Here is a 22253-nt window from a genome sequence, read left to right as displayed (position 1 = left end):
TATAGCCCGAGAACAGAACCCTAAACTATCGATTATGCTTTCATTAACCTTACATCGGTGTAAGGTTCTGTGTGCGAGAAAAAATAATCCGGACGGTAGTTCCTTCACTGACTTTTGATTCTAACTCAATACGATGTTCTAGCCTTTCCGTTACTTCTTTAACTAAATAAAGTCCCATACCGGTTGACTCTCGATACTTCCGTCCATTTTCTCCAGTAAAGAATTTGTGAAAAGCACGTTTATGATCCTCGACAGGAATACCAATACCAAAGTCCTTTATCTCCAGTACAGCCTCTCCTGACCTTTCAAACAAAGAAATGATAACTTGGTTTGCCTTACCTGCTGAGTATTTAACTGCATTTTGGATTAATTGGGTAACTAAAAAGAATAACCACTTCTCATCCGTCTCCACCGTGATACCTGACTTTTCTTCCTTTAATTGCGGATATACTTCATTTCGAATGTAAAATCGCATATTATCTTGATTCACTTCATGGACCAGCTTGGAAAGTGTGACTGGTTTAATCTGAAAATCTTCTGAAATAGTACGGAGTCTAGCCATGTACAGTACCGTGTTTAGTCCATTCTTCATCCGCTCTGTTTCCTCTCGAATGTTAGAGGATTCTGGTTCATCTAAATCCTGCGCTGTTAATTCAATTACCGAAAGTGGTGTCTTCATCTGGTGAACCCAGCGGTCCATAAATAGCAAATGCTCGTCCTGTCTCTCCTCCGCTTTTTGGAGCTTCTCTTGATATAATCGATATTGCGAGAATAATAACTGATCAAGCGCAATCGATATCGGTGCAGATTCAGTTATCTCAAGTGAACTATCCAAAGATTCCATAGGGGTTCCTATCCTTTGATAAAAATTTCTTCGACTAATATACCGATAAACAAGATAGGCGGCTAATAAAATGAAAGTTAGAAAAACAGCATAGATACTAACCCCGATTCCACGGTAACCATCTAACCAAAATAAGATTAGTAGTAAAGCACATTGGATGAATTGGATTACGATGAGTAAGAGATGTTCACGAAGAAATAACTTCATACTTGGCCCTCTTCCCATGTAACTCTTAAGCGATACCCCGCTCCACGAACCGTTTCCACAGCATCTTGGATCCCCAGCTCTTGAAACTTTTTCCGAACACGAGTGATATTAACATTTAATGTATTTTCATCGACATATACTTGTTCATCCCAAAGCTTCACTAATAGATCCTGTCTTCCTGCAACACGGGGGTAGCGATCTAGAAGACTTTCGATTATATCAGCTTCTTTCTTTGTTAATTGGGTCACTTTGTTATTAAAATGCAACTCCAATCGTTCTGGATATAAACTTAATCCCCCATGACTAAGGACTCTTTCTTCATGGTTTGACGCATATTCTCCATACGCTCGGCGCATTTGACTACGGATTTTCGCCATCACGATATCTGGATGAAAAGGTTTCGTTATAAAGTCATCACCACCATTTTCTAGTGCCATCACTTGGTCCATCTCCCCAGTCCGAGCTGATATGAAGATCACTGGACAAATGGACTCCTTGCGAATTTGCCTACACCAATAATACCCGTCATAACTAGGCAGATTAATATCTAACAATACTAAATCTGGCTTTACATCACGAAATGTTTCCATTATTTTTTCAAAGTCATTTGCGATGCTTATTTCATATCCGTACTTTTCAATATAGGAACATAAATATTCTGCAATCTTAATATCGTCTTCAATAATCATGATTTTCTCCACGGCTAGATTCTCCTAGACATTATTTTAATTCAAGTTTAATTTATTAGCTGATTTCCATCAAATTCCAAGATAAAACTATCCAATAAATTGCCAAAACGCTACATTTTGAATTACCATTGTGATAATAAATTTTTATCTAAAGGATGATACCATGTTTCGTTCATTCAGAAAAGTCCACCAGTTTTTTATCGACGAGATAATCCCAAGTGGCACCATTCTAAATCAACAGTATCAAGTAGTAGACATACTTGGCTCTGGGAGCTACGGCATGGTATATCAATGCAATGACATCTATACCTCCGAGAGGAAAGTTGTTAAGCAACTAAGACCTAGTAAACGTAAAAACAAAAAGGAAATTCAACTTTTCAATGATGAGAAATCCCTTATTCAAAAACTGAATCATCCCAATATGCCACGATACGTTGAAGCATTTACGGAAGAGGGAAATTATTATTATGTAATGAGTCTAATTAATGGTATGAATCTAGAAGAAGCAATTTTTTCTCAACTCAAGACTTTTGATGAAAAGGAATCATTGCAATTTGTTTCCAAACTTCTAGAACTAGTGGATTATCTTCATATGAAGGACATTTATCATCTCGATTTGCGAATACCAAATATTATTCTAAAAGATGATGAACCATATTTAATTGATTTTGGTTTAGCAAAGATTTCGAATGCTGACTCTAGAAAGGACAACAAAGAAGATATGATGCTTCAAGATTATTATGACCTCGGGGATATTTTATTGTATTTACTTTATACAACCTATCCATCCAAAAAGAAAAAAGCTCGACCGTGGACAGAAGAGCTTTCACTAAAAAAAGAAACGGTATATTTACTTAAACGCTTATTACGTATCCATACACCTTACACAAATATAAATGAAATTTCAGTTGATATTCAGGCTGCGATAGTGGCAAATGGATAGTTGACCAAGCATGTAATAAAGTTAGCTACTTCTCCAACTTTTGCGCTTATATCGCTTACTACCACCATACGGATTATATTTATGTCGCTTACTACTACCGAAATAACGGCCATGTCTTCGGCTACTACTACCACCATAGTAACGCTTATACCTGCGACTGCTACTTCCGGACATATACTTCAATTGCTTTATAATTTTTTTAAACATAAACTAACCTCTTTTCAGAATGTTATATGTTTGATTATGACTACTCTAACATATTTATTCTACATTCTGCTTATTTAAAACCTTGATTGGATCTTGAACATGCGCCCAAACTTGGGTGACTTGTGACCCGGAATTTGTACCTTGAGCCTAAATACGGGCGGCTTGTGACCGGGAATTTGTACTTTAAGACCGAACTTGAGCAGATTGTGACCGTAAACTCGTACCTTAAGACCAAACTTCGGCAGCTTGTGACCGTAATTTTGGACCATCCGACCTGTACTTAACGGCTTCTGACCTAAAAATCAGAGCATATGCCCAATCACGTACCCTTCTTCTGAAGTAGACCAAGGTACCTGTCCCCGTGGTTTACCTTTTAACTCACTATTTCCTTTACTCGTCCTACTGTGCCATCTTCCAACATGACTTTGATACCGTGTGGATGTGTGCTGAAGTTTGTTAATATTTTGGACACTACTCCCTCGGTTAATTCTCCGGATCGTTGGTGTTGTTTTTTGACAACCTTTACTCTAAGGCCTTGTTTTATATTTTCTCTTTTTGTCCCTGGCATTTATCTATTTCTCCTTTTTACATGAACTGTTGCTAGATGCTTTACTATATATTCAACATTTATCATAACCTCTATTTGGAGTTTCTGCCCATTTCAAGTAAGTTACCATAAAAAGAACATCCTATTCTACTTAGAACAGGATGACCTTTCGAATTAAAAACTATCTTTTCACTTTGATATAACGGTTAAGGTTTCAATACCACTTTAATACAGTTATCCAGTTTCGAATCAAATATCTTATAACCATGTGCTGCGTCCTCAAGTGGGATTGGATGTGTGATAATATCGCTTAGATCTACTTTTCCTTCTGCAATTAAACCATGCAAATATGGCATATAGTGAATGACTGGTGCCTGTCCGGTTCTTATGTTGACATTTCGTTGAAAAATATCACCTAATGGTAATCCATTATATCTTCCTGAATAGATTCCCGTTAATTGAATATTACCACCTTTTCTTACAGCTTGGCTTGCTATCACCAAGCCCCCCATCGCGCCACCATGAAATTTCAAACCTGTTGCTAGAAATTCCAAGTCAGACATTTTTCCGGACATGCCAACGCAATCAATGACAACATCAGCACCGCCTTTTGTGATTTCGTGCATATAGGAACCCACATTTTCATAATCCTCAAAGTTAATGGTTTCCACATGATTTGTCTTTTTAGCATGTTCTAAGCGGTATCCAACATAATCCACTGCGATAACTCTCTTTGCCCCTTTTAACCATGCAAACTTTTGTGCTAGTAATCCCACTGGACCACAACCGAGAATGATAACGGTATCTCCTTCTTTCATGCCTGAGTTATCTACACTCCAGTATGCCGTGGTACCGGCGTCTGAAAGTAATAATAGGTTATCATCATCTACTTCACTGTCTTCCGGAACTTTAAATGGAGTAAAATTACCATAAGGGACACGCATATACTCTGCTTGTCCACCAGGATAACCACCCGTAGTACCGGAATATCCAAAGTAAGCACCCATTTCGCCGTTATCATTTGCATTATCACATTGACTTTCTAGTTCATGTTTACAGAACCAACATTCCCCACAACTCACATTAAACGGTATGACTACACGGTCACCTTTTTTCACCTTTGTTACATCTGGGCCAACTTCTTCTACAATTCCCATTGGTTCATGTCCAATAATGTAGTCCTCTTGAAAGTTCGGGATCATTCCGTGAATAAGATGTAGATCAGATCCGCAAATTGCTGTACTCGTCAATTTAACAATAATGTCATCCGGTTTATGAATGCGTGGTGCTTCTACCTCTTTAACAACCACTTCTTTCACGCCTTGAAATGTTACAGCTTTCATCATTTACCTCCTTTACTATTGTGGTGGAGTTGGGAATAATCCTTTTCGATTATTGTTATCTGGGAAGAGATTGAGTGCAGCAATATCGACCGCATTTTGCGCTGCTTTTAAATCTAGTACCTGTTGTTCTCTTACGTCATAGGGATGGAACCATTTCTTTTCTTTCATCAAATCGATAACTTCTGTTTGATAGTCTATCGCTGCTTCCATTTGATTACGTATCGTCGTTCTTACCTCGGGACTTGCCGCTTCGGTTAGAGCAATAGAGTAATTCCGAATGGTTTCTTTTACTGTAATCAATAAGTCTAGTGCAATAGCCGAGTCAATCTTCTCTGGCATGCCAACAGAATTAATCGGGTCTAAATAATCATTCATCCTCTTCACCTCACTTACTCTTTTTTTGCATATGGATAGAGGCGCATTAATTCTTTAATATCTACCACCGATGCATCCACATTCTTTTGCATTAATTTCCTGAGGTCTTGGTCAAACACAACTCCTTGCATAAGCTTTGATTTGAGTAAGCCTAGTGTTTTCAAGTTTAATAGTTCATGGGTATCCATTGTTTCATGAAAAGCAAAATCCTCTTTTCCCAATGTGAAACCTCCTCACATTTTTTTCAAACTAAACATAATTTACCCTCGTTCCCCCTACATATACAAAACGTGGTATGAATGTATAAATTTATTTAGCATAACAATATCTGAAATACACAAGCTATGGAAAAGTTTGTCGAAAATGAGGTGAGATAGAGATGGAAGGAAAGTTAGCACTTCACGAACGCTTGGAATTACAAGAGATATTAACCTTTAAAAATTTGTGTTTAACAAAATCTGCAACCATGCATGGGTTAGTCGGCTGCGAGGAATTGAAAAGCATAATGGAGGCTGATGTGACAGATGGGAAAAAGCATGTAGAACAATTAAACGATTTACTTAAGAAAAGGGAAGTGGTACTGTGACAAATTTGATTCAAAAAATGGCTGGATTAAGCGGGATGAAGGATCAAGTAATTGCTACTGACTTCTTAATTTCTGCTAAATCGGCTGTGCGAAATTTAACATTTGCCTTAACAGAATCTGTAACTCCAGAGGCAAGAGAAATCTTAAGAGAACAATTAGATGATGCTATTAAAACCCATGAAAAAATCAGTCAGTATATGATGAAAAAAGACTATTACAATCCTAGTGATTTGGAGAAACAATTGGATATAGAACTAAAGGCATCCAAGGCAGCTTTAAAATTAGCTAAATAAATAAAAAGGGTTCAGCTTCTTCCCGTGGCTAGTCACTAGAAGATACTGGTCCCTTTTTCATTGTTCACACCACTTTCCTAAATCAGGATTCATTCTTTCTGAGTCTATTACACGCCTAAATGCTGGGTCTCACTCTTCCCAAAGTTCAATCCAGCGTCCTTCAGGGTCCTCAATCGTTGCAAAAGTGCCATATTCACTTTTTTCTACTTGTTTTACTAGAGGGATTCCTAGCCTGTCCAAGTGTGATAAGCACTCTTCCATATTTTCAACTTGGAAGTTCAACATGACGTCATGTTTCTTTGGAAAATAGTCACTATCTTTCTTGAAAAATGAGAAAACAGTTTCATTGCCGGATTTTGGGTGTAAAATGGTTCCATTCCAGTCTTCTAAAGATATCGATAACACTTCTTGATACCATTCTTTAAGTTCCTCTATTTTTTCTACTCTTAAAAACACTCCACCAATGCCTAAAACATTCATATTCTCCACTCCTTATATCAGTTCTGTCTCTACAATAGTATACATTTCTGAATAATACGATATTTTTCCAATAAATACAAATTACCTTTCTCCTTTAGTGAAATTATTAGGTTCTAAAGAAATCTCAAGAATCAATGAAAAGAATAAATCTATCTCCCTAGTGATGACCTAAGATGGAGTTTCTAATAGCTACTATCAGTCAAAAAGAGATGGGAGTTTTTTACCAATTATGAAGAAATCACTAGTTGTCTTTTATGTATCTCTAGTAATTTTGACAGGTCTAGTTCTCATGGGAGTAATAATACCTGAAACATTAGAACGTGTTACTAGTAGCACGCAAAGTTTTATAACTAATACATTCGGTTGGTATTATTTAGGCATCGTATCGTTGTTCGTCATCATGCTTGTATATTTATTGGTAAGCCCATTCGGTAAGATCAAACTTGGGAAACCGGAGGACAAGCCTGAGTTTTCTCGTCCAACTTGGATCGCCATGCTTTTTAGTGCTGGCCTTGGAATTGGATTAGTCTTTTATGGCACGTTTGAACCAATTAGCCACTATGCCATAAGTTCACCTACAGGGGAACTAGGGACGGATCAAGGGATTATGGATGCACTGAGGTTTACATTCTTACACTATGGAACCCATGCATGGGCAATCTATGCGATTATTGCCTTAACTATTGCTTATTTTACATTTAGAAAAGGAGAACTAAGCTTAATTAGCAGGACATTACGGCCAATAATTGGCAAACATGCAGATGGAGCAGTTGGGAAGGTAATTGATATCATAGCTGTCATCTCTACTGTTATGGGGGTTGCAACCTCTCTTGGCTTCGGTGCCATGCAAGTTAATGGAGGGGTATCTTATTTATTTGGCGTACCAAGTAATATAATGACACAGACAGTAATCATTGTGGTTGTTACCGCGCTGTTTATGATATCGGCATTAACTGGGCTTGGTAAAGGGATTAAGATCCTAAGTAATTTCAATATGGTATTTGCCACGATACTTTTCTTATTCGTTTTTGTTTTTGGACCGACACTCTTCATCTTAAATTTATTTATTGATACAATTGGAGCTTATTTGCATAATTTTGTTCGAATGAGTTTTCGTATCGCTCCAGTTGATGAAGAAGCACGAAGTTGGATTAATAATTGGACTATTTTCTATTGGGCTTGGTGGATTGCCTGGTCTCCATTCGTCGGTGTTTTTATAGCCAGAGTATCAAAGGGAAGAACCATTCGTGAGTTTATTATATATGTACTATTAACTCCATCACTTATTAGTTTTTTGTGGTTTACGGCATTTGGGGGGGCAGCTATCACAAGCGAGAAGTCAGGATTCTCGATATCTTCCTTATTACCCGAAGAATCACTTTTCGGAATGTTAGAAGGTTTTCCTTTTAGTTTGGCAATCTCCATTTTAGCCATCCTCCTTATTGTAGTTTTCTTTATTACATCAGCAGACTCTGGTACGTTTGTTTTAGGGATGATGACAACAAACGGTTCCCAAAATCCAAGTAACAAAATCAAAGTAATTTGGGGAATATTACTTTCCGTTACCGCACTTTCCTTACTATATTCTGGTGGGTTACTAGCTCTTCAGAACACCATGATAATTGCAGCTCTTCCATTTTCAGTAATACTTGGACTCATGGTATTCAGTTTGATTAAATCATTGAAACAAGAAAGAAAAAACCTGGGGATTGGTCAACTAAGATACCCGGAGAAAAAAGACCATTAGAAAGCTTTTCTTGAACTTACATTTCGGATAGACAAAAATAGGGAAGGCTATGATAAGCCCTCCCTATTTCTAATTATAATGAATTAGTATATGCCTCTAATTCATCTTTAGTTTGTGGTACTTCCACTTCACCATTTAGAATTTTATCTTGCCACTCTTTAACAGCATTAATAACTTCTTCTGTCATTGCTTCTTTATTTGTTTCAGCAATAGAAATCGCATTTTCTTCAATTCCATATTCTAATAGCTCCCCTGCAGGGAATTCGCCATTCACGCCTTGATTGATAACGTCCTGAACAGCTACATCAACACGTTTAACCATAGAAGTTAGTGTAATATTATGATCACCAACTTGTCCTTCTTCATGCTGGTCACGGTCTACACCGATAACCCAAAGTTCACGTTCAGGGTCATTTTGCTTGATATCCTTCGCTTCATTAAATACACCATTTCCTGTACCACCTGATGCATGATAAATAACGTCTACACCACTGTCATACATGTTAGCTGCAATAATTTTACCTTTTGCAGGATCTGTAAATGATTCAGCATATTGTACATTGACTTCAATATCTGGGTTCACTGACTTTACACCAGCGATAAATCCAGATTCGAATTTTTCTATTAATGGTGACGCAATACCACCAACAAATCCAACTTTATTCGTTTTTGTTTTGTTAGCTGCTGCTACACCAACTAAGAATGATCCTTGGTGTTCTTTAAATGTAATACTAGTAGCATTCGGAGCATCAACCACATCATCTACGATTGCAAAATTAGTATCTGGAAATTGGCCAGCTGCTGTTTGAATATCTTCTTTTAGTTTAAATCCAACACCGAATACAATGTTATATTCGTCACGAACGAAACGAGAAATGTTTGGCATATAGTCCGCTGTACCATTTGATTGTGCATAATCAAAACCTTCACCTTTTGATAAACCAGCACCTTCACCCCAAGCTTTAATACCTTCCCATGCAGATTGGTTAAATGATTTATCATCTACTCCACCTTCATCGGTTACCATAGCAACTTTATAATCCCCAGAAGCTTCCTCATTTTGAGAAGCATTATCTCCATTATCTTCTGAACCAGTGTTTTCATCGTCCTTAGCTCCACCACAAGCTGCTAGGATTAAACCTAGAGAAAGTATAAGAACCAAAAGTAATACATTATGTTTTTTCATCGTTGTTCCTCCTAATTATGTTAAGGGACTGTGTAACAGGTTTTTAACATAGCCAACCGTAACTTACCCTATTTAATTTTATTATCTTCCATGTGTTGATAAAAATTCAAAATTAAATCGCTCTAACTCCTCCTACTTCTCTAGATGTATTCTTTTTCATATAATCCTATAGAAAAAAGCTCGAAATACATGCTCACTATAAAAAGCATGTATTTCGAGCCTATTAGATCGAAATTGTACCAACATCTATAAAAAAACACAAATTATCGTTTTGCGAAAATTGATGTCTCACTCTTTGCTATTAGCTGCCTCTAATAGCAAAATAGAAGTTATTCCGTACTTGCTTTCCATAGTCAGTTTATTTTCGGTAAACTGGTAGAAACTTGCAGGCCATATCCCTGCTATTATATGAAAAATATTATTATGTTCGTATTTAGTATAGCACCTTTTACCTATTTTTCAAGTATAAAGTATTCAATAACAAATTAACCTCTTCTACAAACCCCACTAAAATCCTTATTAACACTGGATATTCAGGGTGATAATTATTCATTTCTTAGATATTATTAGATTATCGGTAGATTTGTTATAATAAGTAATCTTTAACAAAACACGAACAATTTAAGGTAATCACCAATCTTTATTCGCCATAATTCATAACGACTACTATCGTCTATATATTAATAATGTGAAAAATAGAATCAAAATGATGACAAAACTTTGTAAATTAATTCTGAATGTAGGTGGGACATAAAAATAAAGGTCGCCTCTTACTTCACTTAATCCGGAGTGAAGTAAGGCGACCTTTATCGTTAACTTATTCTATTCTTTAGCTCGTATTGACGTAGTTTTAGCTCAAATAAGGTCAACGGATCTAAGTAGACTTCAGGTTCATCGCGCATTATCTTGATCGAATTATTACATTTCTCGATTTCAACTTGCACTTCTTCTATCAGACTGCTTAGTGCATCAAGTGGATTAGCAAAAAACCTGTTTGTATCCCACTCTATGGAACCCTCAAAGAAATCTAATTGTTGAAGGAAAGGATTGATAATCTCCCCCACAATTTGAGTATAATCTGCGTTTTCGATATAGTTTTTATATCTATTGTGGAGCATATCCTTATTCTTCGTAAGAGGACCCAACAATTTCCCTGCACCTTTTAACAACAACTGAGAAGGATTGTTACGCAACATAATATTTATCTTTTCAGGCTGCAAGATTCCCCTTGAAATCCGCTCCATATCACGTTGCCAATCATCTAATACCTTATAATCACCAGCTAACACAATTTTCTCTTCCTGAAATTGTGAGTTAATATCCTCACTTAATTCATTCCACATATTCTGGCAGTCTTGGAACTCTCGTTGACATTCCTCTATCCAATCTTGAATAGTGTATTTGAAATCATACATGATGTAATTTCTCATATAAGTAGATATTCTCTTATTCATTTCTTCATTTAGCTCAAGATGGATTTTTGAAAAGTCACTGTCCTCTTGAACTAGTTCAGAACAATTTCGGAGTAACTTCGGCAACTTACTCATTACATTCTCAGTCAACGTCTTTTTTATATTATGAAAAGACTTGATCATGATACTCGCTTTTTCTTTCTCCATATCTCCCAACTGTTGTTGAATCTCTTGTAGTCGAGTTACCATTTCTCCATTCCAATTGATTTCCTCCAAGATGGCATTTTCCAGTACCACCCTTTGTTCTAATAGAAACTCTATCATTACTTTAAGTACATTCCGGACTTTCAATGGACTTGTTACTTCTAAGTTGTACTCTTCTGGCATAGACTCAACGAATTCCGTTAATTCCTCTAACAGCCCTTCTCCTTTTGCCCATTGCTTAACAGATTCCATTAACAGTAATCCTTCTTCCATACCTTTTTGACTAGGATTCGAACTTTCAAATTGGTGTTCTGCATCACTTATCAACGTAGCACTAAGTTCACCCGGAAATGTTTCATCCCAGGCTAGTATTGCAGTTGAAGGTATTAAGGTATCTGAATAAGAAGAGAGCTTTAACCAATTTGATAGATGAACCTGCAATAAGGTTGAAATATCCCTAATGAGAAACTTACCACTAATTAACTCAAAGTATGATTCGGTAAATAACCCCGGCAGCTTCTCCCATTTATGAGACTCAACATGGTGAATTAGTAGTAGCTGGTTTACTTGGTCTAGCCATTGTACATAGTTACCATTCCTATAGTTTTCCCATATTACTTCTGTAAGTCTCTCAAAATGAGATTTATCTATCTGTAGTAAAGACTCTAACACTTCTCGAAAATAGGTTGGCTCATAGTTAGCAATGAAACCTTGATGAGCATATCCTTCTAGTATGTTAAACCAAGAAACTTTATTTGTTCGTACTGCCTCATTCACTGCTAGTTCTACTGCACTATCCCAATCCTTAATTTCCTCAAAATAACCTTTTGCTAACTCTGTTACACGAGAATAATCCGGCTCTAACTTAATAGCCTTTTTAATTGTATCTACAGCCATTTCCCGATTACCTTGTTGTATGTATAGAGAAAAAAGCTGTAATAACACTTCTGATTTCAACGCAACCAATGTGGTATCTACTTCTTTGTAAAATTTCTCTGCATGTTCTAATAAGCCCATTTCTAAATGGGCATCTGCTATATTTTTCTGTGCCCATGGAATTAATTCTTTTTCTAATGGATACTGCCATTTATGAATGGCCGCTTCATAATCATTATTTAAGAAATATACCTCTCCTTGTGCATAACGAATAGAAGATAACTCAGGTCGTTGTTGTCGCATTTCCTCGATATACATATCACCCAAGATTTTAATTGGGTGTTCTTGGTTATTTTCACTAATGATGGTTTTATAATAGGATTTATTAATTAGTTCATTCTCTGTAGTCACGTTAATCCCTCACATTTATGTTATTTATGTCATTACATTTATAAACACTACACTATTCTTATTCCTAACCAACCTGTACCATTCCAAATTGATGAAGTATTGCATAGAAGTTTACAGTTAGTGTATTCGTAATGACTATAAGGTTTGTGGGGTTAGTGTAATGACCCAGAAAAATGAAATAATTCAATGATATTCGTTCTGATAATGAATTTTCAGGGGATAGAACCCTGGGTTACTTTAAGAGATTTTTTTTCATTCTTTTTACGAATAATTTCCTCCATAGCACCTGAGCCAAACAATACTCCAAATAAGATAAAGATAAATCCAACAATATGAGTTAGACCAATTTTCTCACCCAAGAAGAGGACTGCACCGACCAGAGCGAAAAATGGATTTAGGTTGATGAAAATAGATGCCTCTGCAGCCCCGACTTTTCCAATCGAATAATTGTACAACATCTGCCCAAAGGCTGTAGCAACTATTGCCGAAGCAAAAAAGACCACCCATATCTTCGTGCTTGTAGGTTGGAACATACTATGAATACCACTTGGCTCTAGAATTAGGCTAATACCGAATAAAATTATCGACCCCATAATTAACATATAACCTGTCATTAAACGAGGATCCAGTGAGTGGGATACCTTATTAATCATGATAAAGCTAAGTGCTTGCATAAAGACTGATAAGAATACATATAGGTCACCGAAGGAAATCCCGCTTAAACCCTCACCACTTTGTAGAACAATCAAAGAAACACCTATTATTCCCAGGAGGAATCCTAACACCCGAATCCATGTCAGTCGATTCCCTAGAAAAACTATTGCCATAATAGCGGTTAGCAATGGGCCGATTCCTAAAATTAATCCTCCATTAGATGCTGAGGTTTCTGTAAGACCAACTGCTAAAAAATAATGATGTCCTACGACATTGAAAAGACTGCCAACCAATACAACTACCCATTCCTTTTTAGTTAGTTTTCGAACCTTTTTCATCACAAATAGAATGATAAAGACAACTATTCCAGCCACAAATATCCTTGCTGCAGTCATTGTTACAGGCATAAAATTTTCAACGAGCACTTTTGTCGCAACAACATTGAATCCCCATGCAGTCATAACACTTATTAAAATCAAGTAAATTTGTATTTTCCCCAATGTAAACCCCTTCTTTCCACGATCTAGCAATAACAAAGAGAACATCATGCGATCTTTCTCCCATTATTCTAATGCATTTCCAACTTTAAACAATAGCGAGGACCTTCGATACAGACTAGTCCTGGATTTGTATTACATAAGTCCTATAAATAACTCCTCTTAAAAGAAAATTATAATAATTTGTCCAATTAATAATAATATATAATGATAAGTCTGACATTCATTGTAAACTTTTACAATGAAGTATAGGGAGAGGAAATAATATGATTACATTTTTTATTGCCGTTTTAGCATTGGTCATTGCTTATTTCACTTATGGAAAATTTGTTGAAAAAGTATTTGGACCAAAAGCAGATAGACCTACACCTGCTTATGTAAATAAAGATGGTGTAGACTATGTACCAATGAACAAACAGAAAAACGCGTTGATTCAATTACTGAACATTGCTGGAACTGGTCCAATATTTGGACCAATTATGGGTGCTTTATATGGCCCAGTAGCCTTTTTATGGATTGTTCTAGGTGCTATCTTTGCAGGGGCGGTACATGACTACTTAACTGGAATGATTTCCCTTCGAAACCGCGGTGCTCATATTCCCGAACTTGCTGGGAAATTCTTGGGGGAGGTTTCTCGTCACTTAGTTAACGCTTTTGCATTGCTACTATTACTACTGGTCGGTACCGTATTCGTTACGACACCAGCGTCCTTATTGCATAATTTAATAGACGGAAAGATAGCTTTGATTGCTATTATTTTACTAATCTTTGCCTATTATTTATTGTCTACTATTCTACCAATTGATAAGATTATCGGACGAATTTATCCGTTCTTCGGAGCAGTCTTATTGGTTGGTACAATTGGTGTGGGGGGTGCATTATTAATATCTGATTACAAAATTCCTGAATTATCATTATCTAATTGGCACCCAGCTGACTTACCAATCTTCCCAATTTTATTTTTAACTATTACCTGTGGTGCTCTATCAGGATTCCATGCAACACAATCACCACTTATATCAAGAACGACACAACATGAAAAGCAGGGACGTTACATTTTCTATGGAATGATGATTGCTGAAGCTATTATCGCCATGATCTGGGCAGCTGCAGCAATGAGTTTACTCGATGGACAAAGTCTTCAAGGGTTAATTAATGAAGGTACTGCTTCCCTTGTAGTGAATGAAGTTTCGATGACACTTCTAGGTGCAGTTGGTGGTACGATTGCTGTTCTTGGTGCGGTTGTCTTACCAATTACATCTGGTGATACAGCATTCCGTGCTGCACGTAATATCATTGCTGATTATATAAGAATGAGTCAATCCAAAATTGCAAAACGTTTAGTTATAGCCATTCCAATGTTTGTCGTTTCGTACTGGTTAACAACGATTGATTTTAATCTATTATGGCGATACTTCTCATTTGCTAACCAAGGGACTGCAGCACTCGCCCTATGGATTGGTACCATGTATCTATTCGTAAAGAAAAAGAATTATTTTATAGCTTTAATCCCAGCGATATTTATTACGGACATGGTGTTAACGTATATCCTATATGACAGTAATCTTGGGTTCGGTTTATCTTATCCATTAGCACATACGGGTGGTATCACCTTGACCATTTTAATTACAGCTCTATTCTTTTGGAAGGGAAATAAAAATAGAGGAGAAAACTTGGCTGTTGATATGGAAGTTCCGCCTATTAATGATGCAGCATAACTAATGGGATAAGGCTTCTATAAGATGATTTTGTTTTACCACCTATGGCTGAAAAGTTATCATGAGTTTTACAATTAGGCAAAAAAAAACCTAGAAACGTTGAGCTATCAACATTTCTAGGTTTTTTAATTTGTAGTCAAGGCTTTCCGTATTATTCGTTCAAATTTTAGCTGTCTGTTTACAAAAACTACTTAACGGTTATTTCTAGTTAACTACTACTTCACTAAATTGTTCTTCAGTTATAGGGTTCGAATTAGACGACATTAAAGAAATAGTGTAAGCATCACCAAGGTCTGTTAGTTGCACCTGTTCAGACTCTTTATAAACCTCATCCATTTCTGCAAACGTACCACCTAAACTTTTATCAGTAAATAAATTACTATTAGTTCTTTCCGTTACATTAAATTCAAAAACTAATTGATATTCTTTATTAGTTAAGGTTTCTTTATCTATTCCTTCTAGAGAAAAGGATATTACACGTGCTTCATCTACCATAACTTCATATTCGATTAACCTATTTTTACCTTCGTCATCTTTCAAGACTGCACGATAAATCACTGTTTCTTCTGGTAAGTTAGTATCAAATGAAACGTTCAATGCATTATTTTCCTCATCATAATCTCCCACTTCAAAAGCTAATTCTAGTTGCTCTCTTTCAACAGATTGCTCTTCATTTGTTTGATTATCTCCAGCCTGTTTCGCATCCTCACTACCAGTAGTTGTGTCATTCTCAGAACTACTTCCACAAGCCGTTAAAACGAATGCTAGAACGATGAAGGATGTAAATTTAATAATGTTTTTCATGTTGAATATTCCCCTCTTTGTTGTATTGTTTAGGAAGACATGCTCTAAATTTATTTCCGAAATAAAATCATTAGCCGGAATCCTAATAATACGGTGCCATCTGCTTAATTAAAAATGCAGCTTTTTCATTGTAATACAACTAAACAGATTTTACTAGAAATAGGAATTTGAGTTATACTATTTTAATTATTGACACTGTGGTGCGCTACATAGTTTATATTTTGATTGAAAGGAGGATAAATATGTATAGGACAGGGGAATTTGCTGAAATGACAGATCTATCAAAAGAGACTCTACGATACTACGCAGAAATAAAACTGTTAGAACCTGTTTATATAGATCCAAGTAATGGCTATAAATACTATGATAATAATTCCTTTTTAACTGCAAGGCTTTTGTTCTTCTTAAGAAAGTTTGGCTTTTCTATACAAGAAATGAAACATGCTTTGCAAGAACGTTCATTGGATGAATTAGAACAAATTTTAGTGGAGAAAAAGAACAAACTAGAAAGTGAAATTCAGGAGATTAATGAATTGATTGAAAGAATAGAAGTATTTATTAACGATGGAAATGGAGTGGGAAAAGATGATCCAGTGGAATGAGGAAATAATGATACCTACCAATATAGAAAATGTTTGGAGCTTGTTTGGAGCTTGTTTGGAGATGACCAGTATAAAAGAATCATGCCTAATGTGGTTGAACGAAAACCCCTAGATGTAAAAGAAGGAGTCGTGGGCTCTACATACACAGAGACATACCAGGAGGGAAAGAGACAAGAGTCCTATATTGTTACAGTCTTAGAATACCAAGATACTGCAACCAAAAAACATAAAAAAACCGAGTTTCTTTTAGCAAAAGCTTTTAACATTCAAACATCATACACGCTAGAAAAAGTTGATGAAAATACGACTCGTTTTACGTATAGCGGGAAAAACGAAGGAATCAATTTCTTAGGAAGATCATTATTGAAATTAGGCGGCACCAAAAATAATAATAAAGTAGTCACTGACTTTGTAAATTTGGTAAAGGAAGAATCTTTGAAAGTAGTATAAATAGATGTATAAGGTATCCTACAACTTACTAATCCATAGGAAAAGATTAGAAGCTAGTATTCTAGTTCTAACCTTTCCTATGGATTAGTAATCTTTATTGTAGACATGTTAACTATTAACACGCGGTATCTTCTCCGGCTCTCCACATATCAACAGTCTTATGGATGAATTGTTCTAATCCCGTATCTTCAATTTTTATCGTTTTTTTGACGCGAATGCAGCCTTTTCCATAATTATATCCTTCTAGCAAGCCTTCAGCATTTTCTATCTTTTCTATTGTACCCACATAGAGACTCACATAATGTTTCTGTGCGTTTAGCGCAAAGACATAGGTATCATCTTTACCATAATTCAACATCTTATAGCGAATCACTTCTTCCATTTCAGGGGCATAAGCCATAATTATTTGTCTAATTTTGAGTAGTTTCTCTTTTCGCCAATCTTCTTCAAGCATTTCTAAATATTCTACAGCATTCTTTGCATCATATTGCATGTTGGAACCACTCCTTTGCCTAGCACACTCGAATAAACTTTTCATATATATTATTGATACCGGTGGACCTTTTCCAATGTATTACACAAAATTATAGAATTGTCACTTTAGTTTTTTTTAAAAAAACTTCTGGCTAAATAAAGAAAATGTGATACAACTATGTATTAATAGATTTTTGATAAACTAGTCAAATTTAACAGCCAAAACAAACCTCTCCGTGTTTGCTGTTTTGTTCTCGTCAGCAGCAATAATCATAAGGATGTAAAGGAGATTTTGCTGGGAAAATCCATTTTGGAATAAATTCATTATCCTTCCAATGCCAGGCACCCAAGGCTGCTGCACAGGAATCCAAAGAATGACTAAAATCTGCTACTGTATCCGGAACTCCAATCAGTTGTTGCTCCACTAGCCAACTTAGAAGAATCTTTCTCACGTGAAAGTCCTGTTTGTATGTTAAAACATAATCCATTTCTGTTGATGATAATCTTGAACCTATCACAGCACCGGGATGTACTTCCACAATTGATACTGGGTGCTCGTATACTTGAGATTCAATTTCCCTACTGAGCCTGATCCCTCTCAAAGTTAAATAGACCATTCTATTTAAAGTAGGAGGCATGATAGAACCGGGTTTCATCCCGATTTCAACAATATACTTTCTCAAGGCACGGTCCGATTCTCTGTCCCCTCCACCATCTTCATAAGACAAAGGAGCGTCTATACCGATTACAACTTCATCCAATTGTGCTTGTGTAAATATCTCTTTTAAAATCTCTTCATCACTCATATTACTCCTAATTTTCACAAATCCCAATTGACTATTTTGTACTTCAAACACTGTAAGAACAGTATCCTTGTGGTTACTCGGTCCTGACAAATCAATCCCTACGACTCTCATCAAATCTTCACCTCAATTCTAAATTTTTATATATAAAAAAGACAGGAAGTTATTCCTGTCTCAATCACGATAATAATATTTAATTATATGTGTGCTTAGTGTTGATACCGGTGGTCGGGGTCGAACCGACACTCCCCAGGGGGAACGGGATTTTGAGTCCCGCGCGTCTGCCAATTCCGCCACACCGGCATGTTATCAATTGACGAAGTCTTTGACTGACAAGTAATAATATAGCACGATTTTGCCAGCAAAGTCAATGGAAAAGTTTGTCTGAAAGTGAATAGCAAATATCACTAAACAGATGAACTACCTTCCTTATTGTAATTGATAACGATCTTACGTATGATTTTTCCAATAAAAAATCCTAGAATAAGAAACAAGATGGGCAACCAAATTACGCCCAAATAAACCCCGTTAATATGAAATACCGGAGAATATACAACTCCAATTGTACCTATGAATGCCGAAAATACAAATGGAAGAAATGAAAATGGTTCTTGTCCTCCTCCGGCATCACGGTATGCATCCCACATCGCGAATAAGTAGAGACAAGGATAGAACATTAACCATTGAAAATTTGTATGTGCAATTGCTTCTTGTATGTTACCATAAAAGCTCGGTAAAATTGCATAATTCAGACCTGACTTCATATTAACTATGAATTCCAGTAATATAAATACTGTTCCTTTTAGAATCTTTCCATTTAAATACTGACCAAACCCTGGTAAGGCTATACTCCAAAATATTACTTCAGCTTTTTTGCTTTCGACCATCGATCACACTACCCATCCACTAACTCATCTCGATTCGGTGCCATTGGAGGTTCTTCTAGCCATCCATTATCAATCATAATGTTAGCACCATCCTCTGCATACTTCATAATTTCGGCTAATAATCGAGTATAGTGTGTAGAGATATCACGTCTCATACTTCCACCCAATGCCAGCCCATAATATCCAATACTAGAAGCAGTTAGAGAAGTTGTTTCAAACATAATTAACCTATCCGAGAATACAAATGAAGTGTTATCCGTAACCTCTGAATCCCAGGTCATTGGAACAGGAAGGCTTTCTTCATTTAATAGAGAGCCAAACACCTCTATATGCTTTGATGCAATTTCTTTACCCCTTTTTAGGTATTTTTTAACTTCCTTGGATTGAGCAACTTGTGCAAAACCAATCAAAGTAGAAGCACCCAATGTGTTTTTTTGTAAATTGGAATATAGGGTTGTAATTTCCATCCCAGTCAATGGTCTTCTATCACCAAACCAACCAGTTAAAAAGCCCTGTTTCTTCACATAGCCAGGTTTATCTGGTGGATGTATGTAAGGTCCTCTAATATAAATACCTTTCTCAAGCATTAGATTTTTTGCCATTCTATGTAATTCATTTGTCTTTGAAAGACATGTTGAAAAATATTCATATACATCCTCGCGTGCACACATACCAATTGCAGCACTATACGTATTCATCCCTATCATTGACATATCCTTCACATTGTTAAGCATATAGCTATCTGAAAAGAGTCTTGGAGCATTAACATCAACATCTTCTTTTTCACTAAAACCAATTGGTATAGGATAATTCTCCTTCTTAAAAAACTCTGGTATTTTTTCGATATGATATTCTGAGATTTCTAATCCAGATTGTATTACTTCCTTTATACTTTGATCTTCAACACAATTTAAGAAATATTTAAATACACAAACTGATAGACTATTTGTCATATAAGCATTCCAAATTTGTGAAATTTCTACTGCCGTTAAACGTGGGGTATGTCCTGAATCCATAATGTAAAAACCTCCGAATACTAATAACTACTATTTAGTATTCCCTGGATGTAAATATTATACAGTCACTTGTAACCTTCTCGTAAACACTATGTAAAGTAAAAAAACTCTTTTGTTTTAATAGCCATTAACATAGCAATTAAAACAAAAGAGTTTAGAATTTTTCATATCAAGAATAGTTTGGAGGCGGTAACCGGATTTGAACCGGTGATAAAGGTTTTGCAGACCTCTGCCTTACCACTTGGCTATACCGCCACAATATACTGGAGCGGAAGACGGGATTCGAACCCGCGACCCCCACCTTGGCAAGGTGGTGTTCTACCACTGAACTACTTCCGCAGTTGGCTGGGCTACCAGGATTCGAACCTGGGAATGACGGGACCAAAACCCGTTGCCTTACCGCTTGGCTATAGCCCAATAAAAGGGCGATCGATGGGAATCGAACCCACGAATGCCGGAGCCACAATCCGGTGCGTTAACCCCTTCGCCACGACCGCCATAATAAAAATGGCAGGGGTAGTAGGAATCGAACCCACATCAAAGGTTTTGGAGACCTTCGTTTTACCATTAAACTATACCCCTACAGTAAAAAATATGACTATTAAATTAAAAAAAATGGTGGAGGGGGGCAGATTCGAACTGCCGAACCCGAAGGAGCGGATTTACAGTCCGCCGCGTTTAGCCACTTCGCTACCCCTCCAGAAAAATAAAAAGACATAAATGGTGGCTCGGGACGGAATCGAACCGCCGACACACGGATTTTCAGTCCGTTGCTCTACCGACTGAGCTACCGAGCCATTATGTTTATTTGCTAAAAATATTGTGGCGGTCCGGACGGGACTCGAACCCGCGACCTCCTGCGTGACAGGCAGGCATTCTAACCAACTGAACTACCGGACCAAATTTGGTTGCGGGGGCAGGATTTGAACCTACGACCTTCGGGTTATGAGCTAACCAACTGAACTACCGGACCAAATTTGGTTGCGGGGGCAGGATTTGAACCTACGACCTTCGGGTTATGAGCCCGACGAGCTACCAGACTGCTCCACCCCGCGGTAATAAAAAGTATTCTGTTTTACTTATGCACCTTATATAGTGCAAGGAGTTCATTAATGACCTCTGCATCTTCTAGATTATTCAAAGAAGTACATGCTTCCGAGGTTACTCGTAGCGGATTCGGTAGAAGTTAATGCTCGTTGCTCCACCCCGCGGTAATAAAAAGTATTTAATTTAGCTAATGCACTTTTAAGTGCAAGCCATTAAATGGTGGAGGATGCAGGGCTCGAACCTGCGACCCCCTGCTTGTAAGGCAGGTGCTCTCCCAGCTGAGCTAATCCTCCATAATGGTGACCCGTACGGGATTCGAACCCGTGTTACCGCCGTGAAAGGGCGGTGTCTTAACCGCTTGACCAACGGGCCATAGATATAAAATATAAGTGGCGGAGAGCGAGGGATTTGAACCCTCGAGACCACTTTCGCAGCCTACACGATTTCCAATCGTGCTCCTTCGACCACTCGGACAGCTCTCCATGGCTCCACAGGTAGGATTCGAACCTACGACCGATCGGTTAACAGCCGATTGCTCTACCACTGAGCTACTGTGGAATAGTAATAAATTGTCCTTAACCTGAGTTTTGAAGGAATATTTTATACTGCCTGGCGGCGTCCTACTCTCACAGGGGCAATGCCCCAACTACCATCGGCGCTGAGAAGCTTAACTGCTGTGTTCGGTATGGGAACAGGTGTGACCTTCTCGCCATCGCTACCAGACAATATTTATTGTTTAAGAAGTCATCCGATTTTTTCAGTGACAATCATTATTATAATTGTTTTCCAGAAAAAATCAAGCATTATCTTATTAGGATATTTATACCCTAAAAACTAAATAAGAGTAAACAACGAATCAAAAAGTTAGTTAAGTCCTCGATCTATTAGTATCCGTCAGCTCCACGTGTCACCACGCTTCCACCTCGGACCTATCAACCTCATAGTCTCTAA

General features: G+C 37.0%; 23 protein-coding genes, 14 tRNA genes, 2 rRNA genes and 1 riboswitch. Of the genes, 7 read left to right on the top strand and 32 right to left on the bottom strand.

From position 1 onward, the window contains the following. Nucleotides 1-49 precede the first annotated feature (49 nt). Together BN999_RS14300 and BN999_RS14295 are read right to left on the bottom strand one after the other, a co-directional pair. On the bottom strand, nt 50-1051 hold the full coding sequence (locus BN999_RS14300) for a sensor histidine kinase (protein WP_096272456.1): 1002 nt from the start codon (nt 1049-1051) through the stop codon (nt 50-52). After that, nucleotides 1048-1752, bottom strand: a complete 705-nt coding sequence (locus tag BN999_RS14295) for a response regulator transcription factor (protein WP_096272454.1) — start codon at nt 1750-1752, stop codon at nt 1048-1050. Before BN999_RS14295 ends, BN999_RS14300 begins: the two co-directional genes overlap by 4 nt. Before the next feature lie 151 nt (nt 1753-1903). Here BN999_RS14295 and BN999_RS14290 point away from each other — a divergent pair, with 151 nt between their 5' ends. Then, nucleotides 1904-2683 carry a serine/threonine protein kinase gene (locus tag BN999_RS14290; RefSeq protein ID WP_176481991.1) on the top strand — a complete coding sequence of 260 codons (780 nt, stop codon included), beginning with the start codon at nt 1904-1906 and terminating at the stop codon, nt 2681-2683. A gap of 21 nt (nt 2684-2704) precedes the next feature. Here the strand turns inward: BN999_RS14290 and BN999_RS20330 are convergent, their stop codons facing one another. From BN999_RS20330 to BN999_RS14270, 5 genes are all read right to left on the bottom strand, one after another. Then, nucleotides 2705-2890: a hypothetical protein gene (locus BN999_RS20330; RefSeq protein WP_141249073.1), complete on the bottom strand. Its 186-nt coding sequence runs from the start codon at nt 2888-2890 to the stop codon at nt 2705-2707. A gap of 373 nt (nt 2891-3263) precedes the next feature. Further along, entirely contained in the window at nt 3264-3458 is a 195-nt protein-coding gene (locus BN999_RS14285; RefSeq protein WP_096272452.1) for a YwbE family protein, read from the bottom strand. A 185-nt stretch (nt 3459-3643) separates the two neighbouring features. After that, the gene (locus BN999_RS14280; RefSeq protein WP_096272450.1) at nt 3644-4780 is read right to left on the bottom strand and encodes an alcohol dehydrogenase catalytic domain-containing protein; all 1137 of its coding nucleotides are present in this window, start codon (nt 4778-4780) and stop codon (nt 3644-3646) included. A gap of 15 nt (nt 4781-4795) precedes the next feature. After that, nucleotides 4796-5155, bottom strand: a complete 360-nt coding sequence (locus BN999_RS14275; protein ID WP_096272449.1) for a spore coat protein — start codon at nt 5153-5155, stop codon at nt 4796-4798. Nucleotides 5156-5169: 14 nt separating this feature from the next. Further along, nucleotides 5170-5376 (bottom strand): spore coat protein, encoded by a 207-nt coding sequence (locus tag BN999_RS14270; RefSeq protein ID WP_096272447.1) that lies wholly within the window; start codon nt 5374-5376, stop codon nt 5170-5172. A gap of 158 nt (nt 5377-5534) precedes the next feature. Here BN999_RS14270 and BN999_RS14265 point away from each other — a divergent pair, with 158 nt between their 5' ends. Both BN999_RS14265 and BN999_RS14260 read left to right on the top strand, forming a co-directional pair. After that, nucleotides 5535-5741 carry a hypothetical protein gene (locus tag BN999_RS14265; protein WP_096272445.1) on the top strand — a complete coding sequence of 69 codons (207 nt, stop codon included), beginning with the start codon at nt 5535-5537 and terminating at the stop codon, nt 5739-5741. After that, the gene (locus BN999_RS14260; protein ID WP_096272443.1) at nt 5738-6034 is read left to right on the top strand and encodes a spore coat protein; all 297 of its coding nucleotides are present in this window, start codon (nt 5738-5740) and stop codon (nt 6032-6034) included. Before BN999_RS14265 ends, BN999_RS14260 begins: the two co-directional genes overlap by 4 nt. A 129-nt stretch (nt 6035-6163) precedes the next feature. On the opposite strand, the gene BN999_RS14255 is transcribed toward BN999_RS14260, so the two are convergent. Further along, nucleotides 6164-6514, bottom strand: a complete 351-nt coding sequence (locus tag BN999_RS14255) for a VOC family protein (protein WP_096272440.1) — start codon at nt 6512-6514, stop codon at nt 6164-6166. A gap of 229 nt (nt 6515-6743) precedes the next feature. Here BN999_RS14255 and BN999_RS14250 point away from each other — a divergent pair, with 229 nt between their 5' ends. After that, nucleotides 6744-8261, top strand: coding sequence for a BCCT family transporter (locus BN999_RS14250; RefSeq protein WP_096272438.1), 1518 nt, complete (start codon nt 6744-6746; stop codon nt 8259-8261). Between the two features lie 73 nt (nt 8262-8334). On the opposite strand, the gene BN999_RS14245 is transcribed toward BN999_RS14250, so the two are convergent. From BN999_RS14245 to BN999_RS14235, 3 genes are all read right to left on the bottom strand, one after another. After that, a complete protein-coding gene (locus tag BN999_RS14245; RefSeq protein WP_096272435.1) occupies nt 8335-9447 on the bottom strand; it encodes a BMP family lipoprotein in 1113 nt (370 codons plus the stop codon). Between the two features lie 330 nt (nt 9448-9777). Further along, nucleotides 9778-9879: riboswitch (purine riboswitch) on the bottom strand. 380 nt (nt 9880-10259) lie between these two features. Further along, nucleotides 10260-12350: a tetratricopeptide repeat protein gene (locus BN999_RS14240; RefSeq protein ID WP_096272434.1), complete on the bottom strand. Its 2091-nt coding sequence runs from the start codon at nt 12348-12350 to the stop codon at nt 10260-10262. Between the two features lie 212 nt (nt 12351-12562). Beyond that, complete coding sequence (locus BN999_RS14235) at nt 12563-13549, bottom strand: DMT family transporter (protein WP_096272469.1); 987 nt, start codon at nt 13547-13549, stop codon at nt 12563-12565. Between the two features lie 218 nt (nt 13550-13767). Here BN999_RS14235 and BN999_RS14230 point away from each other — a divergent pair, with 218 nt between their 5' ends. Further along, nucleotides 13768-15219, top strand: a complete 1452-nt coding sequence (locus tag BN999_RS14230; protein ID WP_096272432.1) for a carbon starvation CstA family protein — start codon at nt 13768-13770, stop codon at nt 15217-15219. A 204-nt stretch (nt 15220-15423) separates the two neighbouring features. On the opposite strand, the gene BN999_RS14225 is transcribed toward BN999_RS14230, so the two are convergent. Further along, on the bottom strand, nt 15424-16023 hold the full coding sequence (locus BN999_RS14225; protein WP_096272430.1) for a hypothetical protein: 600 nt from the start codon (nt 16021-16023) through the stop codon (nt 15424-15426). 242 nt (nt 16024-16265) lie between these two features. On the opposite strand from BN999_RS14225, the gene BN999_RS14220 reads away from it, so the two are divergent. Beyond that, nucleotides 16266-16625: a MerR family transcriptional regulator gene (locus BN999_RS14220; RefSeq protein WP_096272429.1), complete on the top strand. Its 360-nt coding sequence runs from the start codon at nt 16266-16268 to the stop codon at nt 16623-16625. A gap of 33 nt (nt 16626-16658) precedes the next feature. After that, nucleotides 16659-17075, top strand: coding sequence for an SRPBCC family protein (locus BN999_RS14215; protein ID WP_255247480.1), 417 nt, complete (start codon nt 16659-16661; stop codon nt 17073-17075). 115 nt (nt 17076-17190) lie between these two features. On the opposite strand, the gene BN999_RS14210 is transcribed toward BN999_RS14215, so the two are convergent. From BN999_RS14210 to BN999_RS14115, 20 genes are all read right to left on the bottom strand, one after another. Next, nucleotides 17191-17568 carry an iron chaperone gene (locus BN999_RS14210; RefSeq protein ID WP_096272427.1) on the bottom strand — a complete coding sequence of 126 codons (378 nt, stop codon included), beginning with the start codon at nt 17566-17568 and terminating at the stop codon, nt 17191-17193. 238 nt (nt 17569-17806) lie between these two features. Continuing rightward, nucleotides 17807-18466, bottom strand: coding sequence for a DUF429 domain-containing protein (locus BN999_RS14205; RefSeq protein WP_096272425.1), 660 nt, complete (start codon nt 18464-18466; stop codon nt 17807-17809). A gap of 105 nt (nt 18467-18571) precedes the next feature. Beyond that, a tRNA-Leu gene (locus BN999_RS14200) sits at nt 18572-18655 on the bottom strand. Nucleotides 18656-18759: 104 nt separating this feature from the next. Beyond that, complete coding sequence (locus tag BN999_RS14195) at nt 18760-19239, bottom strand: hypothetical protein (RefSeq protein ID WP_096272423.1); 480 nt, start codon at nt 19237-19239, stop codon at nt 18760-18762. Nucleotides 19240-19247: 8 nt separating this feature from the next. Beyond that, on the bottom strand, nt 19248-20255 hold the full coding sequence (locus BN999_RS14190; RefSeq protein ID WP_096272421.1) for a DUF3231 family protein: 1008 nt from the start codon (nt 20253-20255) through the stop codon (nt 19248-19250). A 181-nt stretch (nt 20256-20436) separates the two neighbouring features. Next, a tRNA-Cys gene (locus tag BN999_RS14185) sits at nt 20437-20510 on the bottom strand. A 9-nt stretch (nt 20511-20519) separates the two neighbouring features. Continuing rightward, nucleotides 20520-20594 (bottom strand) — tRNA-Gly (locus BN999_RS14180). A 3-nt stretch (nt 20595-20597) separates the two neighbouring features. Next, nucleotides 20598-20672, bottom strand: a tRNA-Gln gene (locus BN999_RS14175). Nucleotides 20673-20679: 7 nt separating this feature from the next. After that, nucleotides 20680-20752, bottom strand: a tRNA-His gene (locus tag BN999_RS14170). 11 nt (nt 20753-20763) lie between these two features. Next, nucleotides 20764-20837 (bottom strand) — tRNA-Trp (locus tag BN999_RS14165). A 34-nt stretch (nt 20838-20871) separates the two neighbouring features. Continuing rightward, nucleotides 20872-20955: transfer RNA gene (locus BN999_RS14160), tRNA-Tyr, on the bottom strand. A 21-nt stretch (nt 20956-20976) separates the two neighbouring features. Then, a tRNA-Phe gene (locus tag BN999_RS14155) sits at nt 20977-21052 on the bottom strand. 26 nt (nt 21053-21078) lie between these two features. After that, nucleotides 21079-21155: transfer RNA gene (locus BN999_RS14150), tRNA-Asp, on the bottom strand. Between the two features lie 78 nt (nt 21156-21233). Next, a tRNA-Met gene (locus BN999_RS14145) sits at nt 21234-21310 on the bottom strand. Between the two features lie 209 nt (nt 21311-21519). Then, nucleotides 21520-21595: transfer RNA gene (locus tag BN999_RS14140), tRNA-Val, on the bottom strand. Nucleotides 21596-21599: 4 nt separating this feature from the next. Further along, a tRNA-Glu gene (locus BN999_RS14135) sits at nt 21600-21674 on the bottom strand. Nucleotides 21675-21692: 18 nt separating this feature from the next. Further along, nucleotides 21693-21784, bottom strand: a tRNA-Ser gene (locus tag BN999_RS14130). 1 nt (nt 21785) lies between these two features. Beyond that, a tRNA-Asn gene (locus BN999_RS14125) sits at nt 21786-21860 on the bottom strand. Between the two features lie 49 nt (nt 21861-21909). Beyond that, nucleotides 21910-22025: ribosomal RNA gene (gene rrf, locus BN999_RS14120) — 5S ribosomal RNA — on the bottom strand. Nucleotides 22026-22166: 141 nt separating this feature from the next. Continuing rightward, nucleotides 22167-22253: ribosomal RNA gene (locus BN999_RS14115) — 23S ribosomal RNA — on the bottom strand; the annotation flags it as partial.

The organism is Paucisalibacillus globulus (assembly GCF_900184735.1).
GTDB classification, from domain to species: domain Bacteria; phylum Bacillota; class Bacilli; order Bacillales; family Amphibacillaceae; genus Ornithinibacillus; species Ornithinibacillus globulus_B.
This window is presented reverse-complemented; position numbering and strand designations above follow the sequence as displayed.